Annotated in this window: 15 protein-coding genes, 1 tRNA gene and 4 pseudogenes; 12 read left to right on the top strand and 8 right to left on the bottom strand. The window is 58.7% G+C overall.

Annotated elements, in window-relative coordinates; translation table 11 throughout:
* Nucleotides 1-97: 97 nt before the first annotated feature.
* Nucleotides 98-233, bottom strand: a pseudogene (locus tag ABRP86_RS11585) (IS1249 family transposase); the annotation flags it as partial.
* A 37-nt stretch (nt 234-270) separates the two neighbouring features.
* Nucleotides 271-392, bottom strand: a pseudogene (locus tag ABRP86_RS11580) (transposase-like zinc-binding domain-containing protein); the annotation flags it as partial.
* A 331-nt stretch (nt 393-723) separates the two neighbouring features.
* Between ABRP86_RS11580 and ABRP86_RS01090 the strand changes: the two are divergent.
* On the top strand, nt 724-2,088 hold the full coding sequence (locus ABRP86_RS01090) for a CitMHS family transporter (protein WP_349862124.1): 1,365 nt from the start codon (nt 724-726) through the stop codon (nt 2,086-2,088).
* A gap of 534 nt (nt 2,089-2,622) precedes the next feature.
* Here ABRP86_RS01090 and ABRP86_RS01085 read toward each other — a convergent pair.
* The gene (locus ABRP86_RS01085; protein WP_349862123.1) at nt 2,623-2,826 is read right to left on the bottom strand and encodes a hypothetical protein; all 204 of its coding nucleotides are present in this window, start codon (nt 2,824-2,826) and stop codon (nt 2,623-2,625) included.
* Between the two features lie 654 nt (nt 2,827-3,480).
* Here ABRP86_RS01085 and ABRP86_RS11575 point away from each other — a divergent pair.
* Nucleotides 3,481-3,602, top strand: a pseudogene (locus ABRP86_RS11575) (transposase-like zinc-binding domain-containing protein); the annotation flags it as partial.
* A gap of 37 nt (nt 3,603-3,639) precedes the next feature.
* Nucleotides 3,640-3,775: pseudogene (locus tag ABRP86_RS11570) on the top strand (IS1249 family transposase); the annotation flags it as partial.
* A 128-nt stretch (nt 3,776-3,903) separates the two neighbouring features.
* Here ABRP86_RS11570 and ABRP86_RS01080 read toward each other — a convergent pair.
* Both ABRP86_RS01080 and ABRP86_RS01075 read right to left on the bottom strand, forming a co-directional pair.
* Nucleotides 3,904-3,977: transfer RNA gene (locus ABRP86_RS01080), tRNA-Pro, on the bottom strand.
* A 68-nt stretch (nt 3,978-4,045) separates the two neighbouring features.
* Nucleotides 4,046-4,933: a metallophosphoesterase gene (locus tag ABRP86_RS01075; protein WP_349862122.1), complete on the bottom strand. Its 888-nt coding sequence runs from the start codon at nt 4,931-4,933 to the stop codon at nt 4,046-4,048.
* A gap of 43 nt (nt 4,934-4,976) precedes the next feature.
* On the opposite strand from ABRP86_RS01075, the gene ABRP86_RS01070 reads away from it, so the two are divergent.
* On the top strand, nt 4,977-5,441 hold the full coding sequence (locus tag ABRP86_RS01070; protein ID WP_349862121.1) for a GatB/YqeY domain-containing protein: 465 nt from the start codon (nt 4,977-4,979) through the stop codon (nt 5,439-5,441).
* 3 nt (nt 5,442-5,444) lie between these two features.
* On the opposite strand, the gene ABRP86_RS01065 is transcribed toward ABRP86_RS01070, so the two are convergent.
* Nucleotides 5,445-7,916, bottom strand: coding sequence for a transglycosylase domain-containing protein (locus ABRP86_RS01065; protein ID WP_349862120.1), 2,472 nt, complete (start codon nt 7,914-7,916; stop codon nt 5,445-5,447).
* A gap of 145 nt (nt 7,917-8,061) precedes the next feature.
* Here ABRP86_RS01065 and ABRP86_RS01060 point away from each other — a divergent pair, with 145 nt between their 5' ends.
* From ABRP86_RS01060 to ABRP86_RS01045, 4 genes are all read left to right on the top strand, one after another.
* Entirely contained in the window at nt 8,062-8,385 is a 324-nt protein-coding gene (locus ABRP86_RS01060) for a WhiB family transcriptional regulator (RefSeq protein ID WP_005276491.1), read from the top strand.
* 90 nt (nt 8,386-8,475) lie between these two features.
* Nucleotides 8,476-8,634 (top strand): Sp36 family protein, encoded by a 159-nt coding sequence (gene sp36, locus ABRP86_RS01055; RefSeq protein ID WP_126318073.1) that lies wholly within the window; start codon nt 8,476-8,478, stop codon nt 8,632-8,634.
* Nucleotides 8,635-9,093, top strand: a complete 459-nt coding sequence (locus ABRP86_RS01050; protein WP_349862119.1) for a RidA family protein — start codon at nt 8,635-8,637, stop codon at nt 9,091-9,093.
* A gap of 18 nt (nt 9,094-9,111) precedes the next feature.
* On the top strand, nt 9,112-9,948 hold the full coding sequence (locus ABRP86_RS01045; RefSeq protein WP_284771980.1) for an MBL fold metallo-hydrolase: 837 nt from the start codon (nt 9,112-9,114) through the stop codon (nt 9,946-9,948).
* Between the two features lie 88 nt (nt 9,949-10,036).
* Here the strand turns inward: ABRP86_RS01045 and glxR are convergent, their stop codons facing one another.
* On the bottom strand, nt 10,037-10,720 hold the full coding sequence (gene glxR / locus ABRP86_RS01040) for a CRP-like cAMP-activated global transcriptional regulator GlxR (protein WP_005276495.1): 684 nt from the start codon (nt 10,718-10,720) through the stop codon (nt 10,037-10,039).
* A gap of 341 nt (nt 10,721-11,061) precedes the next feature.
* On the opposite strand from glxR, the gene nth reads away from it, so the two are divergent.
* The 4 genes from nth (at nt 11,062) to ABRP86_RS01020 (ending at nt 14,273) form a co-directional block, all read left to right on the top strand.
* Nucleotides 11,062-11,715: an endonuclease III gene (nth, locus tag ABRP86_RS01035; protein ID WP_349862118.1), complete on the top strand. Its 654-nt coding sequence runs from the start codon at nt 11,062-11,064 to the stop codon at nt 11,713-11,715.
* Nucleotides 11,716-11,719: 4 nt separating this feature from the next.
* Nucleotides 11,720-12,316 (top strand): TlpA family protein disulfide reductase, encoded by a 597-nt coding sequence (locus ABRP86_RS01030; RefSeq protein WP_349862117.1) that lies wholly within the window; start codon nt 11,720-11,722, stop codon nt 12,314-12,316.
* Nucleotides 12,313-13,014: an NUDIX hydrolase gene (locus ABRP86_RS01025; protein ID WP_349862116.1), complete on the top strand. Its 702-nt coding sequence runs from the start codon at nt 12,313-12,315 to the stop codon at nt 13,012-13,014. Before ABRP86_RS01030 ends, ABRP86_RS01025 begins: the two co-directional genes overlap by 4 nt.
* Before the next feature lie 62 nt (nt 13,015-13,076).
* Nucleotides 13,077-14,273 (top strand): MarP family serine protease, encoded by a 1,197-nt coding sequence (locus ABRP86_RS01020; protein ID WP_349862115.1) that lies wholly within the window; start codon nt 13,077-13,079, stop codon nt 14,271-14,273.
* A gap of 33 nt (nt 14,274-14,306) precedes the next feature.
* Here the strand turns inward: ABRP86_RS01020 and ABRP86_RS01015 are convergent, their stop codons facing one another.
* Entirely contained in the window at nt 14,307-15,215 is a 909-nt protein-coding gene (locus tag ABRP86_RS01015; protein WP_349862114.1) for an alpha/beta fold hydrolase, read from the bottom strand.
* Between the last annotated feature and the right edge of the window lie 32 nt (nt 15,216-15,247).

Here is a 15,247-nt window from a genome sequence, read left to right as displayed (position 1 = left end):
GCTGTAGGGGCGCCGCGTCGTTTGGGTTAAACGACAAAATGTGTTGTTTTCTGGCGTGTCGGGGTAAACGACATTTTGTGTTGGTGGACTGCGTGGTTTAGGGCATGTGGCCTTTGCGTATTCCCATAGAGTGGTTGTAGGCAACTGTCGAAAGTTGCTGGTCGGCCGTATTCACGGCCGATGGTGGCTTGTGTTTCTTGGTTGGCTAGGGTGTGTGCTTTGGCTCGTGGGTCTGCGCCCTGATTCGCCCACTTTCCTGGGTCGGCCTCTAGCGCGAGTGACAGTGGCTTTACAGGCGTTCCATCGCCATCGCTGGTGCATAGGTGCTTGTAGTCCCGTATTTTGGTGCACACCTCGCTACAGACGGGGCATCGAGGATGATTCTTACTCATCCATTCATCGTGAACCTCAGCGCTTAGCACATCAGCACGCCCCCGGCGGTATTTCAGGTCCGAGGCTGCGTTATGTCTCCGGATAAGTGAAATAATCCTAATACCAGCAGGCCAGACGGGCTAAACATATAACTTCACCAACACATCCTGTCGTTTAGGCCCGTCGTTTCCCGTTTTGCCCAAAGCTATTTATCCACGGCCGGGCCAGGGTTGATGCATGCGGCCCACGGCAGAAATGTGCGCTACCACACAGTAATGTTTAACATTAGCTATACGTCCATTGGCTAATGGCGTGCGCCAGGCGGGCGCCAGTGACTTTTGAAGGAGCGCAATGCAGACCTCCCTGGGGCTGACCCTGATGGGATTGGCCATCATCTTTGTGACGGTGGGCATCCTCATCCGCGGACGCGTTAATCCCATCATTCCTATGACCTTGGTGCCCGTCATTGGCGCTGTGATAGCCGGTTTCGGCGTAGAAGATATCGCGGATTTCTTTGGTGAAGGATTAAGTTCTGTCATCAACGTCGTGGTGATGTTCATCTTCGCCATCATTTTCTTCGGCATTTTGCAGGATGTGGGGCTTTTTACCCCGGTGATCCGCAGCCTCATCAAGGCGACCCGCGGCAATGTCATGGCCGTGACCATAGGCACGGCCGCCATCGGCATCGTGGCACACCTCGATGGATCGGGTTCCACGACCTTCCTTATTACGATTCCCGCATTGCTGCCGCTGTACCGGGCGCTGCACATGTCGCGCTATGTCCTAATTACCATCGTGGCCCTAGCCGCTTCGGTGATGAATATGGTCCCGTGGGGCGGGCCACTGGGGCGTGCCGGTGCGGTGGTTGAGCAAGACCCGAACGATATTTGGCTGCACTTATTGCCCATTCAGGGTGTGGCAGTGGTCCTCATCTTTGCTACTGCCACCCTGTTGGGTTGGCGCGAAAAGCGCCGCTTGGCCAAGCTACAGGAAAGCGGCGAGATTAAGGGCACCATCTCTGTGGACGTGAACTCCTTGGCGGATGATTTTTCCGCCAAGCAGGCCGAGGAACAGCAGAAACTCGGGTTCAGGTACCGGAAATCCCGGTGGGTTACCATCGCGAATATCGTCGTTGCTTTGGCTGTGCTCGCAGCCTTGCTTTCTGGCTTGTTGCCACCGGCGCCCGCGTTCCTCATTGCTACCACCATTGCCTTGGTGGTGAACTTCGACGGCGCGATGGAGCAAGGCGATGCCTTGCGGCGTCATGCCCCCAACGCCTTGTCCATGGCCGGAGTGATCATTGCGGCCGCGATGTTTTTGGGCGTGCTCAATGAGACCAAGATGCTAGAAGAAATCGCGCTGAGCCTGGTGAATGTCCTGCCGGAAAGCGTGGCGCCGTATCTGCACGTCATCGTGGGATTCTTTGGGGTTCCGCTGGATCTGTTGACCTCCACGGACGCGTATTACTTCTCGGTACTGCCCATCGTGCAGGGCACGGTGGAGTCCTTCGGCGTCAGCGGTATGGGCGCTGCGAGCGCCCTCATTATCGGCAACGTGGTGGGAACCTTCGTCTCCCCATTCTCGCCGGCGCTGTGGCTGGCGCTGGGACTGGCGGAGGGGCAGATGGGCAAGTACCTCAAGATAGCCTTCCCCATCGCATGGGTATTTTCCATCTTCCTCGTTGCCATCGCGTTCTTTACTGGGATGCTGGCCTAAGAAGCAGCGGCCCTGGAATCCAAGGCGAAGGGTCTTTTGCGAAACTACCCGCCCACCTGCACAATCAGTTTCCGTAGCCGGTTCCGTTGGGAAAACGCAGTTTGAAGTGTTCCAGATTTTCTCATCTGCTCAAACGGAATAAAACCTAGGACACTTCAGTCTGAAGAAGAAACCCACCTTCACGGACGAAGGTGGGGTTGAAGATTTTGTCGGTGGTTATGCTTCATTCATGGGGGCCAACGTACAGAACCTTAATATTGTCAGGTCCCCAGTAGCACCAGTAAATCCTCCATGCTTGGGGAGTGTGATTCTCTACATAAGAGATATAGATGGTCTCACCATTATTGGCCGTCTTACCCTTCATGGTATGCGTTTTAAGGCTTGGGTATGAAGGACCTGGGTCTTCCAAGAACCCAATTGCTTTCTTGACCCTTTTCCTCTTGTCGGGATACTTGGCTAGCGCTTTCTCAAGGTCTTCTGCGGCGGATAGAGCAAACTGGATCTTGAAGCGTGGCATTTCTTCTTGCTGGTCAGTTAGAGTTCAAAATCCACAAATCGGCCGTCTGCGTAATCTTCCAGGCTATCTCGGAATACGCGAAGGGCATCGGGATTGGAGTAAAGAAGCTCGATATCTTGGTTCATATCTTCTTTCGCAACGTGGGTTACGCGACCTGTGGAGTCCGAAAATGCAAGCATCTTCCCGCAATCAGCCGCGTTCTTGTGAAGCGTGTTGCTCATGCTGCGTCCTTTCTGTGTTCAACCCGTCCAGTTTAAATCCGGTTGGGTTTCCCGTTGATTGTCTCCGTCGGGCTGCTTTCCATTTTCTCATAAAGTGTGACAGCGGTGCACTTGCTTGAGGCTGTGTGCGCTCTGAGCTTGTGGTTCTGGATCGGGTGTCTAGAATATCGAAAGAAAGGAACCCCAAACAGGGGGTGATCTTATCTCGTCCCTAGATTCATCAGGTCTGGGTATCAAGGTCGGTGAATGCAGGAGCCAATGTTATGTTCGCCCCACCTTTGAATGTTGTGTCATTTTCTTCATCTTCCCTGCACAAATAGGGTATCGTGGTCGGTTAGTAGGCATCGGAAACTTCAACCAACTCACCGCACACCACATGCAGGTGCCATTCCGATGGATTGAACAAACAGCAGGACCGAATAGGTCACAACAGCTTATTCAGCTCCTATTTAGACAAGCTAACCAAGGCTTACGCTGAAACCGAGACACATTTGGCCTAAACGACAGGATGTGTTGGTGAAGTTATATGTTTAGCCCGTCTGGCCTGCTGGTATTAGGATTATTTCACTTATCCGGAGACATAACGCAGCCTCGGACCTGAAATACCGCCGGGGGCGTGCTGATGTGCTAAGCGCTGAGGTTCACGATGAATGGATGAGTAAGAATCATCCTCGATGCCCCGTCTGTAGCGAGGTGTGCACCAAAATACGGGACTACAAGCACCTATGCACCAGCGATGGCGATGGAACGCCTGTAAAGCCACTGTCACTCGCGCTAGAGGCCGACCCAGGAAAGTGGGCGAATCAGGGCGCAGACCCACGAGCCAAAGCACACACCCTAGCCAACCAAGAAACACAAGCCACCATCGGCCGTGAATACGGCCGACCAGCAACTTTCGACAGTTGCCTACAACCACTCTATGGGAATACGCAAAGGCCACATGCCCTAAACCACGCAGTCCACCAACACAAAATGTCGTTTACCCCGACACGCCAGAAAACAACACATTTTGTCGTTTAACCCACACATTTTTTGCTATTTGATCCGAAAAAGCCCGCAGTTTCCTGCGGTCTACTGTCGGGATAACAGGATTTGAACCTGCGACCTCTTCGTCCCGAACGAAGCGCGCTACCAACCTGCGCCATATCCCGGTTTACTGCTTAAAAGCAGTACTGAGATACTTTAACGCATGGTGAATGAGATCGACAAAACGGCAGGTCTAGTCCGCCTCAGTGATCCTCAGCAGGGTGGCAGAGGGGCGGCAGAATAAACGCACCGGGGCGAATTTGGACGTGCCCAAGCCATTGGAGACGTGCATCTTCATAGGGCCAAAATCATGCAGGCCCTGTGCGCGCGGGCGATCAATGCCGCAGTTGGTCACGATGGCGCGCGACCCAGGTAGGCAAATTTGCCCACCGTGGGTATGACCGGAAAGGGAAAGCTGGTAGCCATCGGCGGCGAACTTTTCGATCACGCGCGGCTCGGGGGCGTGGAGCAGGGCGAGCGATAGATCGGCATCCTCGTGGGGCGGGCCGGCGATTTCGGAATAATCATCCAAGTCGTGGTGCGGATCGTCCACCCCAGCCACGGCGAGGCGGACATTGCCTACCTTGAACTCGTGGCGGGCTTGGTTGCCGTCGTACCAACCGTGCTCCACGAAGGCCGCGCGCATGCCGCGCCAAGGCAGGTCAACGTAGGAAGGCTCGCGCTTTTTGCCCAGCAAGTACTTGAAGGGGTTGACCGGGCGCGGCGCCCAATAATCATTGGTGCCAAACACGAAGACGCCGGGCCGGGCGAGCAGCGGGCCGAGTGCGCGCAGGGTATCGGGTACGGCCTGCTTATCGGAGAGGTTGTCGCCGGTATTGACCACGAGGTCTGGCTCCAGCGCATCGAGGGCGGAGACCCAATCGATCTTGGTCTGTTGCCCCGGGATCATGTGCAGGTCAGAAATGTGCAGCAGGCGGAACTCTTCTTCGCCGCGCAGGGTGCCTTTGGGCAGGAGCGGAAGGGTAAATTCCTTGAGCTCGAATTTCGTGAGCTCGCTAAAGCCCCAAGCAGCAACACCTAGGCCGGCGGCGACGCCGCCAAGAATCCGTTGAAGTTTCACAGCTTCTACACTACCTGCCTTAAATGGACGTATATTGAAAGGCATGAGCGAGCTAAAAGATACTATCCGAGCAGATCTGAAAACGTCGATGAAGGCCAAGGAAAAGCAGCGCACCAGCGCCATTCGCGCGCTGCTCGCGGCAATCCAGGCCGAGGAAACCACTGGCTTCCGCCATGAGCTGGAGGATGAAGACATCCTCAAGGTCATCGCGCGCGAGATTAAAAAGCGCCGCGAGTCCGCAGAGGTCTATGAAGAAAATGGCCGCCCGGAACTGGCAGAGGCTGAGCTTGTCGATGTCCCCTTCTTCGAGGCCTACCAGCCGCGCCAGCTCGATGACGCGGAGCTGAAGGCATTGGTAGAAGAAGCAATTGCTGAGGTAGAAAAGGAAAACGGCGAAGCACCCACCATGAAGCAGATGGGTGCGGTCATGAAGGTGGCCAATGCAAAAGCCGCCGGCCAGGCCGACGGCAAGCGCCTTTCCGCTGAGGTAAAAGGCCAGCTTAACTAATCTTTAGCGGCCGAGGAGATTGCGGATATCGTTGCGGAAGTTATCGATATCTTCTTGGCGGATTCCAAAGTCCTCTGGGCTGAGGTTTAATCCGCCGCCGTTATTTCCTCCCCAGTTGCTCACACCGGTAGTGTTCGCGCTGCCGGTGTTATTTTGTGTGCCGGTCGTATTCGCACTGCCCACACCGCTGGAGGGGGATTGGGTGGCAGAGGTGCCATCGGAAAGCTGCAGGGTAATCTCGGCGCCGTCCTTCTTGCCATCCTTGCCGGTAATCGCGCGCACCACGCGGCCGTAGGGAACATCCCCGCCGACGACGCGGGAGGTCTTTACCACATAGCCCTTGGCCTCAAGGGTGCTGCGGGCCTGCGACTCGTTTTTCCCGCGCAAGCTATCGAGCAGCTTATCCCCGGTGGTGCCGTCATCGTATTTCTTATTGTAATTGGGCAGACCACCCTGGGTAGCCCGCGGCAGCTGCGATGCCATGGTGAAAAATGTCTGCGCGGGCTCCAAGCCACCAAAGAGGTTGCCGGCGCCGGTGCACTGGCGCACAGGTGAGGTACACAACGGCTGGGTATCGGTGCCGTCGTTATAAATATAAGGAGCGGCGGCGAGCCCATCGTTGAATCCCAAAAACGCCGAGGACTGGTTGGACTCGGTGGTACCGGTCTTGGCGGCGACGGGGGAGCTAAAGCCAGCAGCGTGGGCGGCATCCTTGGCGGTTCCCTGCTTGGCATCTTCAGACAGCGCATTGGCCAGGGCGTGGGCCACATCCTGGTCTACCGCCTGCTCACACGGGGTCTCCTTGAGGTAGACCTCATTGCCGTCCTTATCCAGGACCTTGTCAATGGGGTTGGGCTCGCACCACCGGCCATTGGAGGCAATCGTTGCGCCGACATTGGATAGCTCCAGCGGATTTACCGGGTTGGGGCCCAAGGTAAAGGAACCGGAATTGGCGTCCTTCGTGCGCTGCGCGATGGAGGTGTCCTTATCAAAGGTGCCCTTTTCGTCATAGGAGCGCAGGCCAAGGCGCACTGCCATATCTACGATGGGTGCCACGCCAACCTGCTCGGTGAGCTTGATAAATGGCGTATTGGGCGAGTGGGCCAAGGCCTCTTGCAGTGTCATCGTGGCCTTATAGTTGCCCGCGTTTTCCACACAGTAGCGGTTGGCGGGGCAGTTATCGGCGCCGCCGTGGCCAAGGCCTTCGGCTTCGTAGCGGGTGGGCACATCCACCGTATTTTTAATGCCGTAGCCAGATTCGAGGGCGGCTGCGGCGGTAAAGGCCTTAAAAACCGAGCCGGCGCCATTGCCCACCAAGGAGTTGGTCTGCGGCAGCAGGGTTTCATTATTGTCTTGGTCCAGCCCGTACGCACGGGACGAGACCATGGCCAGGACCTTGCGGTCCGACGTGCCCGGTTCGATAACGTCCATCACCTCAGCGACGCCCTGGGCATTTGGGTTGGTGCGCGACTGCACTGCGGACAGCGCCGAATCCTGCACCTGCGGGTCCAGCGTGGTCTTTACGGTGTATCCACCGTGGGCGAGCTGGTCTTGGTCTATGCCCTTTTCCTCGAGGTACTGCAGCACATAATCGCAGAAAAAACCGCGATCATCTGCGCCGATGCAGCCATTGGCCAGGGTATTGGGCTGCTTGCCGACGCCCAATTCTTCCCCCTTATACTCATCCGCATCCGCCTGCTCCAGATAGCCGTTATCCACCATGGATTGGAGCACGACGTTGCGGCGGTCAAGCACCTCTTCCTCATTGGTATAAGGGTTGAGGCGCTCTGAAGACTGCACCATACCCGCCAGCATCGCCGCCTGCGGCACCGTGAGGTCCGCGGCGTGGCTATCAAAGTAGGTCCGCGCGGCGGCTTCCACACCGTAGGCATGGTTACCAAAGGAGACCAGATTGAGGTAATTGGTGAGGATTTCCTGCTTATCCAACTCCTCATTCATCTGCGTTGCCATGCGCATTTCGCGCAGCTTGCGGGTGGCGGACTGCGCGGTCGCAGCAGCCCGTTCTTCATCGTTTTGTGCGGAGACGAGCAGGAGGTAGTTCTTGACGTACTGCTGGTCAATGGTGGATGCGCCCTGAGATACCCCGCCGGAGGTCAGGTTGGTCCACAGAGCGCGGAAATTGCCTTGGAGATCAACGCCGCCGTGCTCGTAAAAGCGCTCGTCTTCAATGGAGACGATGGCGTTTTTCATCGCATCCGAAATCTCGTCACCATCTACGGGGTGGCGGCGTTGGCTATAGACATAGGCCATATCTTTGCCCGAGGCATCCTGCACCGTGGTAACACCAGGGATATTGCCCGCTGTTAGGTCTTGCAGGTCCGATTGCATGGTCTGGTTGGTGCGGGCGATCGCCACGCCGGAAATGCCCGCAAAGGGGGCGAGCGCGAGCGCGATGAGCGCGGCTACCAAGACCGTGGACAGGGCTATCTTGGACAAAGATTTGAAGACAGTCACGCCCAATACCCTACGTGGTCTGCCTGGCAATGGGGAAGGTGACCTGCACCCCCTAAAGTGTGACCTCGTAGACAATCTCGCGTTCTAGTGAATAGACTCAGGCTTCGGTACATAGTATTCCGTCTGGGAAGGAGAACACTCACCCATGACCGTTCGAGTGAAGACTGCGGGAATGTCCAATACAGCCCGAAATCCCGAGCGTGGTGAGTGGGTCACTCAAGCAAAGTGCCGCAATGAGGACCCGGACGCATTATTCGTGCGCGGCGCTGAACAGCGCAAAGCCGCCGTCATTTGCCGCCACTGCCCCGTATTAACGGAATGCCGCGCAGATGCCCTTGATAACCGCGTGGAATTTGGCGTGTGGGGCGGGCTGACCGAGCGCCAGCGCCGCGCGCTGTTGCGCAAGAACCCCCACATCACGGACTGGGCCAATTACCTGGCTAAGGGTGGCGAACTCGTCGGTATTTAAGGCGGTCAGGGGTGTGACTGCCCGCGTAGCGGTGGCAGCGCTGCCAAATAGGGGCGGCATAAGTCGTACTAAATCGCTAGAATGAACCCCATGACTAAATGGGAATACGCAACCGCACCAGTACTGACCCACGCCACCAAGCAGATCCTTGATTCTTGGGGCGAAGACGGATGGGAATTGGTCTCCATCACCCCTGGCCCGAACCCGGAGAACGTGGTGGCCTACTTCAAGCGCGAGGTGGCAGAGTAAATGAGCTTTTCCGCTCGCTTGAAAGAATTAGGGGTGGAGCTGCCGGGTGTCGCAAAGCCGCTGGCTTCCTATGTGCCGGCGCTGCGCGTGGGCAACCAGGTATGGACTTCTGGCCAGCTTCCCTTGGTAGATGGCTCCCTGCCGGTGACCGGCAAGGTCGGCGCTGATGTCACCACGGAGCAGGCCCAGGAACAGGCTCGCACCGCCGTGCTCAACGCGTTGGCGGCTGTCGATGCGGAGATCGGGCTGGACAATATTTCCCGCGTGATCAAGATCGTTGGCTTCGTGGCTTCGGATCCCAGCTACGAAGAACAGCCCGCGGTGGTCAACGGGGCATCGGATTTCATCGGGGAGGTATTCGGCGAGGCTGGCACGCACGCGCGTTCTGCAGTCGGCGTAGCTGCCTTGCCAAAGAATGCTCCGGTGGAGATCGAATTGATCGTAGAGATCGCTGAGTGATCGGTTAGGCTGGTAGGCATGGAGCACCCCGCATACAGTCAATTGCGTCCCGTAAGCCAATCCGTTGGCGTAGTTCTTTGTGATAATCCCAGCTATACCGCCCTCGAGGGCACGAATACCTGGATTATCAGTGCCTCTGAAGACTCTCGGTCGATCGTCGTAGACCCGGGGCCGGAAGATGAAGGCCACCTCAACGTTGTGCATCGCCATGCCGGTGAGGTGGCTTTAATTCTGCTTACCCACCGCCACGATGACCACGCTTCGGGCGCGCAACGGCTTCGGCAGATGACCGGCGCGCCCATCCGCGCCTTCGATCCCAGCTATTGCAATGGCGCGGAGGCGTTGCAGAATGGTGAAATTCTGACTTTGGAAGGCATCACCCCGCAACTGGAGGTCCTGCACACGCCGGGCCACACCGCGGATTCCACGTCCTTTTTCGTGTGGAGCGGTGAGGTAGAACATTCCCGGCTAGAAGGCATTATCACCGGCGATACCATCGCGGGGCGCCACACCGTTTTGCTCTCAGAAACGGACGGCGATTTGGCCGATTACCTGCATACCCTGGATGTGCTGGAATCTCGCGGCAAGGATGTTCCGCTCTTCCCGGGCCACGGGCCGGATTTGGAGGATACCTCGCAGGTGGCGCGCAAGTACATTGACCGCCGCCACTACCGCCTCGACCAGATCCGGGAAATTCGCTCCCGGCTGGGCGATGACGTGGACCTGACCACCTTGGTCAATGAAATGTATGACGATGTGGATCCGGTGCTGCGCCATGCCGCAGAGCAGTCCACGCGCACCGCGTTGAAGTACCTCGACGGTACCGGTACCGATGGTACCGGTACCGAAAACTAACGCGCTGCGCGGCAGGCAGCCGGCTTAAAACGTTTATTCCCTCCACCCCTAGTGCTTATGCACGGGGGACGGAGGGAATTGTTTGGTTTTAGCGCGCTCGGCGGGCGAGGTGCTCGGTATCGACGATGAGCACGGACTTGCCCTCGAGGCGAATCCAGCCGCGGTGGGCGAAGGTGGCTAGGGCCTTGTTGACGGTCTCGCGGGAAGCGCCCACCAACTGGGCAATCTCTTCCTGGGTGAGATCGTGGTTGACGCGCAGCGCGCTGCCTTCCTGGACGCCGAAGCGGTTAGCCAGCTGCAGCAGGGTCTTGGCAACGCGGCCGGGCACATCGGTGAAGATGAGGTCCGCCAAGTTGGCGTTGGTGCGGCGCAGGCGGCGGGCCAGCACGCGCAGCAGCTGCTGGGCGATGGCGGGGTGATCGCTGACCCACTTATCCAGCAGCTCGGAGTTCATGGTGGCGGCCTGGACCTCGGTCACGCAGACGGCGGACGAGGTGCGTGGGCCCGGATCGAAGATGGAGAGCTCACCGAACATATCGGAGGGACCCATCACAGTCAGGAGGTTTTCGCGTCCATCCGGGGCGTGGCGGGCGAGCTTAATCTTGCCGGAGGTGATGATATACAAACGGTCACCGGGCTCGCCTTCATCGAAGATGGTGGTACCGCGCGGGAAGCGCACTGTCTCCATCTGCTCGAGAAGATTCTGCACTGCTACGGGATCAACGCCTTGGAAGATTCCGGCGCGGGAGAGGGTGTCCTGTACGCCTTCCACGTTTTACTCCTTGGATGTCGACTGCGAAAAGTCACTAAAGTGCTTGGGCCACATCCTTTTGCGGGCTCCAGGGAGGCACGCTAATGCGGAACAAGCGGGGTCAATTTTTAGCCTACCCCATTTTACAGTGCAGTTAGTCACTTTTGGACACTGTCCCCATAATGGTCACACGACAGAAATGGGTTCACTTACGCCCCTAGCGTTACAGCCAGCGGATTTCCGGCTAATCGGCGAAGACAACTGCTTCCAATTTTTCCATGAGGAGGGCGAAAAGGGCGATACCAAGCGGTACAAAAATAACAAGTGAAATCATGTATTCCTATCCTACTAAGCTTGGCGGCATGAGTTCATCACTGCCGGCCACCGCGGCCCCGAGTAAGAGAGCGCCCATCATTAACGAGCGATTGGCAAGCGAACACCCCGATGCGCGGTGCGAGCTCGATTTCGACTCTCCCCTCCAACTCTTGGTGGCCACGGTGCTTTCCGCGCAGTGCACGGATGCGCGCGTGAACTCGGTAACCCCTGAGCTGTTTCGCGCCTATCCCACCGCGGCCGATTATGCGGCAGCCAGCCGGGAGGATCTGGAGGCGATCCTGCGGCCGCTGGGGTTTCAGCGGGCGAAGGCGGGGCATCTTATGGGCATCGGCGAGCGCCTAGTTTCTGAATTCGGCGGCGAGGTGCCACAGACCGTAAAGGAACTGACCTCCCTGCCTGGGGTGGGCCGCAAGACGGCGCTGGTGGTGCTGGGCGATGCCTTCGGGGTACCGGGCCTTACCGTGGATACGCACTTTAGCCGCCTGATGCAGCGCCTGGAGCTGACGGGGGAGAACACGCCGGTGAAGATAGAAAGGGACATCGCCAAGCTCATTGCAGAGGCCGAGTGGACGATGTTTTCCCACCGCATCATTTTTCACGGCCGGCGCGTCTGCCATGCCCGGAACCCGGAGTGTGGGAATTGCGTGGTGCGGGATCTGTGCCCAGCTGCATTAAGCTAGCGGTATGAAAAAATACGTCTTCGGCACCGTCATTGCGGCCATTGTCATCGCAGCCCTCGTGGTGGTGGGGGTCATGCAGCTGCGTGGGGATGACAACGGCACGGGCGATTCGGCGCAGGCCCCTGGCGCGGGATCGGAATCGGGCGCGGCGGGTGACCAGGACGTGGCCGAGCGCCCAGATTGCCCCGCGGGGCCCATCGCCGGAGTGGAACTGGAATGCTTGGGCGGCGATGATGCACGCGAAGGGGACAAGGCGGATGAAGGCATTACCATCGCCAATGTGTGGGCATGGTGGTGCGAGCCGTGCCGCGCGGAATTGCCCCACCTGGACGAGGTGGCAAAGTCTCACCCTGACTGGAAGGTCATTGGGGTGCACGCGGATAAAAACGCCGCCAACGGGGCTGCCTTTCTCAACGATGTGGGAGTAGACCTGCCGAGCTTCCAAGATCCGGATAATAGCTTCGCGGGCACGCTGGGACTGCCGGGCGTGGTTCCCGTGACTGTGATTCTCCGCGATGGCGAAGTGATAAAACAGGCGGCGCAGCCGTTTACCTCTGCGGGCGAGATCGAAAAGACGGTTGAGGAGGCGCTTGCTGGATGAGTAAATTATGGCCCGAATACGCGCCCGAGTGGATAAAACCCGCGCTGGGCGTCGATACGAGTCAGGTGCAAGAGCTCATTGGTAAACGGCAGGCATCGCAGCTCAATGGCTCGGAGGAAGAAGTGCCGATCAAGCGAGAAGCCGCTGTGCTGATGCTGCTGAGCGGGAACAGCGTGGAGAGTGGCGAGATTTTGCTGACGCACCGCTCGCCGTCCATGCGCTCGCATTCCGGCCAGATTGCCTTTCCCGGCGGCCGGCGGGATCCGGGCGATACCTCGCTGGTAGACACCGCGCTGCGGGAGGCATGGGAGGAAACCGACCTGCAGCGCCACACGGTCACGCCCTTAGAACAGTGGGAACAGCTGCACATTCGCGCCACTGGAAATCCGGTAAGCCCGATTTTGGCCCACTGGAAGCAGCCGGGCGAGGTCTATCCCGCAAGCCCGGCGGAGACCGACGATGTGTTTTTCGTTCCGATTAAGGAGCTCATTGATCCCCGCAACCGCCTGCTGGTGGGCTTCAAGCAGTGGCAAGGGCCGGCGTTTTATGCCAATGACTACGTGATTTGGGGCTTTACTGCCGGGGTGCTGGCAGCGTTATTGGATCATTCTGGGTGGAGCGTACCGTGGGATAACAATTCGGTCATAGACCTGCGTGACACCCTCAAAAAGTCCCGCAATAATGAGAAGATGTCCTAATTGCCCGCGCGCTTAAGGCGTCGGGGGACGCACGAGATTTCGATGAAGAAAGAACCAAATCCATGACTGCTGCGCTCATTGTTGACGGCTTGATCGTGCTTGCCGTATTAGCAGCACTGCTCAGTGGTTGGCGCAATGGCGCGCTCGCCGCGGTGCTCTCTGCCATCGGCGTGGGCGCGGGCCTTGTGGTGGGTATCGCCGTAGCGCCTAGCGTATTGCGCAAGGTAGACGAGCCTTCGCTGCGCCTGCTCCTGCTCGTTGGCATCCTGGTTTTGCTGGTGGGCATTGGGCAAATCATCGGTTCCTCCCTGGGCACCAGCGTGCGCGATCGCATGAAGGCGCGCAGCACCCAGCGGATAGATTCGTTATTCGGCGCGGTTTTTCAGTCCTTCATCGCGCTCATTGTCATCTGGATGATTTCCATTCCCGTGGCCACCAATTTGGGCGGATCCGCGGGGCAGGGGCTGCGCGATTCCCGCATCCTGAGCAACCTCAACGCGGCCGCACCGACGCGCCTGGCTTCCCTTCCCAATGGCGTGGCGGCGTTGCTCAATGAATCGGGGCTTCCGCCCTTGGTCTCGCCGTGGGAAAATTCCATCAGCGGCAAGGACGTTGAGGACCCCGCCCCAGACGTGCAGGATCCGGAGCTGGTGCGCAGCATCCGCCCGTCCATCATTCATGTGCTTGGCGATGCCGAAGAATGCTCCCGCCGCCTCATGGGTTCCGGTTTTGTGGTGGATAATGACTACGTGGTCACCAATGCGCACGTAGTGGCCGGCACCCAAACGGTGAGGTTGGATACGAAGCTCGGGCTGAAAGACGCCACGGTGGTCTACTACAACCCAGAGGTCGATATCGCCGTCTTGCATGCGCCGGATCTGGGTATCCAGCCCCTGCCGTGGGCGCAGCAGTCGGCGCAGACCGGCGATGATGCCATGGTTATGGGCTTCCCACACTCCGGTCCCTTTAATGCGGAAATGGCCCGGGTGCGCGATCGCATCACCATCGCCGGGCCAGATATCTACTCCCAAGGCCGGGTAGAGCGCGATTCTTATACCGTGCGTGGCAATATCCAACAGGGCAATTCTGGCGGCCCCCTAGTCAATACCGCGGGCGAGGTCTTGGGTGTTATCTTCGGTGCCTCAGTGGATGATTCTGAGACCGGATACGCACTGACTGCAGATGAGGTCATCGGCAACATTGGGGATGTCACCCAATTGCAGCGCCCGGTAGAAACCGGCGAGTGCGTGGCGCACTAGCTTTCGCGTTGGACCCGCGTAGGGCAATCCGCCCTACGCGTCGAGCCAGCGGCGCAGCTCGTCGACGAACTGTTCAGGGGCCTCGAGGAAGGGCAGGTTCTTGGCGCCAGGAATCGAAGTGGCGCTAAAACCAGCGCGGGCGCGCAGGGAGGCCCGCTGGATGACGGGGTTCCACAGGCGCTGTTGGGCGTGGATGAAAAGGACGGGGCGCTTGACGGCTAATTCGGACCAGTTCAACGGCACCACGGCGGTGCGCATTCGGTGGTTCCATAGGATCCCGCGGCGCACCTTGCCAATCTGGGAGGCGCGCAGGCGCAGGGCAAGGATGGACTCTAAGGTGGCATTGGCAAGCGCGGGCCCCGTATCCAAACTGAGCTCCTTGCGGTAGGCCCGGGGGCTGAGCAGCAGGGTATTCGCGCGGGTGACCTTGGGCAGGTGGCAGAGGAGGGAACGCAGGATCATCCACCCAAAATCCCAGGGGCGGGCGGCGATGGCGCGGCGGATATCAACCGGGTGCGCGGCCGAGACCGAAACCAAGCCGCGCACGCGATTGGGGCGCTCGGCGGCCAGGCACCACGCCACCGCGCCACCGGTATCGGCGCCGACGATATAGGCATCATCGTGGCCCAATGCCTGGATGAGGCCATCCAGATCCCCGACCAGGGTGCGGATATCTTGGCCGGGATCGATGGGCGGCTTATCGGACATGCCAAAGCCGCGCATATCCACCGCGGCAACGTGGTACCCGCACTGGGCGAGGGGCCCGATGACCTCCTGAAAATCGAACCAGCCGCCAAAAGCGCCGTGAATAAAAACAACGAGGGGGTCGGCACTATCGCCCGCTATGGCCACGTGCAGGCGGATGCCCCGGGTGTGGACAAACTCGTGCGCAAAGGGTCCTTCCAGCTCAACCGTGGAGGGGGGCAGTGGTGCTAAGGCCATGGAGGACAAGGCGCCTTTCTATGTGTACAGAA

Origin of the sequence: Corynebacterium sp. KPL3927 (assembly GCF_040225835.1) — a bacterium.
GTDB lineage: Bacteria > Actinomycetota > Actinomycetes > Mycobacteriales > Mycobacteriaceae > Corynebacterium.
Note: the sequence above shows the minus strand (reverse complement) of the source record. Positions and strands in the feature narration are given on the sequence as shown.